Origin of the sequence: Leuconostoc miyukkimchii (genome assembly GCF_019656055.1) — a bacterium.
Lineage (GTDB): Bacteria > Bacillota > Bacilli > Lactobacillales > Lactobacillaceae > Leuconostoc > Leuconostoc miyukkimchii.
In genome coordinates, this window is the sequence record NZ_BPKY01000012.1 from 1 (window position 1) to 1,414 (window position 1,414).

Below are 1,414 nucleotides of genomic sequence, written 5' to 3' on the forward strand. Positions count from 1 at the left end.
AATTTAAGTAGCTAACTGGTCGGAAAGATTTCGGTATTGAACCGGAGTTTTCCCGGCCAGTTTTGTTTTGATCCGCTTATTGTTGTAGTAATACACGTAGTTGATTATGGCAGACTTGAGTTCGTCATAACTTTGATAGTGGTTGTTGTGTACGGTTCCCACCTTCAAGATGTGGAAAATACTTTCAGCCATTGCGTTATCCAGGCAAGTCGCTTTGCGACTCATACTCTGGAATACACGGTTAGTCTTTAGCCGTGATACATACTCACAATTTTGATACTGAAACCCTTGGTCAGAATGGATTGTCATTCGATAATGCAACTCCGGCCGATGTTGCAGAAGTTCATCTAGTGGTTTGGTGACGAACTCAACAGTTGGATGAAAATCGATATTCCAAGTGAGAATTTCTCCGCTATAAACATCTATATATGCAGTGAAAAAAGCTCGCTCAGCCATCGTGCCTGTTCCCCAACGAACTTCAGTGACATCCGTATCCGTGAGAACCTTCTGGTATGGCCGGTCCGTTGTGAACCGACGGTTAACACGGTCCGGTGATATTTGACCGACAGTACCAACGTAAGAATTGTACTTCCGTGTTAAACGGTTGAATGCAGTGCAGAGAAGACCATTTACCTTCATAATTTTCCACACAACCTTGTGGTTGGTCTTGAATCCGCGATGATGAAGTTCCTGCGTCACGCGACGATAACCGTAGTCTGGGTTGTCCTCTCGAATTGCTGTAATTGCATCAATCAACTCACGTGGATATGCCTTGTATGCTCGCTTACAGGCGTCGTGATAACTACTGCTAGACATCTCAGCCACTTGAAGCAGCAATTTCAACTGACACTTCAACTCTTGCCTTAGCACAGTAATTACTACCGCTTTGTCTTGGTTTGTAATTTCTTTTTTGCCTGAGCTAAGACTTCGAGTTTTTCCAGGTAGGCCATCTTAATGCGAAGTAGTTCATTCTCTTCTTCGAGCCTCTTCATCTTATCGTGTTCTTGCTTATTCATGGGTCGTTTCCGCCTTTGTTTATCCGGTTTTAGACGACCAGTTGCCAATGCACGTTCCCATTGCCAAATTAACGAAGGATTTCGCAAGCGAAACTTCTTCGCTGCCATGGGTAGGGAAGCGTGATGTGCTAGTCGCCATCTTATAACCTTAATTTTAAAGGAGTACGGATAGTTTGTCTTGCTTCGATTGACATTCTTTAGCCCTGCAGTCCCCAACATTTTGATGTTGGTTAACCAGTTCAGAATGGTTGCTTCACCTTTAATGGCGAATTTTCGCCGAATTTCAATTGGTGGCACACCTTTTAGGTACATACTTACCGCTTCAATTTGTACTTCTTTTGAGAACATAACAAACCCCCGTAAGTTTGGATTTACTCCAACTTACGGGGGTCAGTTCA

The 1,414-nt window shown here is 43.5% G+C and carries 2 protein-coding genes; both read right to left on the reverse strand.

Features of this window, described 5'->3' with window-relative positions; translation table 11 throughout:
- Positions 1-3: 3 nt before the first annotated feature.
- Entirely contained in the window at positions 4-870 is an 867-nt protein-coding gene (locus K5Q13_RS09505; RefSeq protein WP_246574252.1) for an IS3 family transposase, read from the reverse strand.
- A gap of 8 nt (positions 871-878) precedes the next feature.
- Positions 879-1,364 (reverse strand): helix-turn-helix domain-containing protein, encoded by a 486-nt coding sequence (locus K5Q13_RS09510; protein ID WP_220741398.1) that lies wholly within the window; start codon positions 1,362-1,364, stop codon positions 879-881.
- Between the last annotated feature and the right edge of the window lie 50 nt (positions 1,365-1,414).

Bases quoted from the DNA above. Each gene is read 5' to 3' on its own strand.
- K5Q13_RS09510 (WP_220741398.1), bottom strand. From the start codon at position 1,364: ATGTTCTCAAAAGAAGTACAAATTGAAGCGGTAAGTATGTACCTAAAA.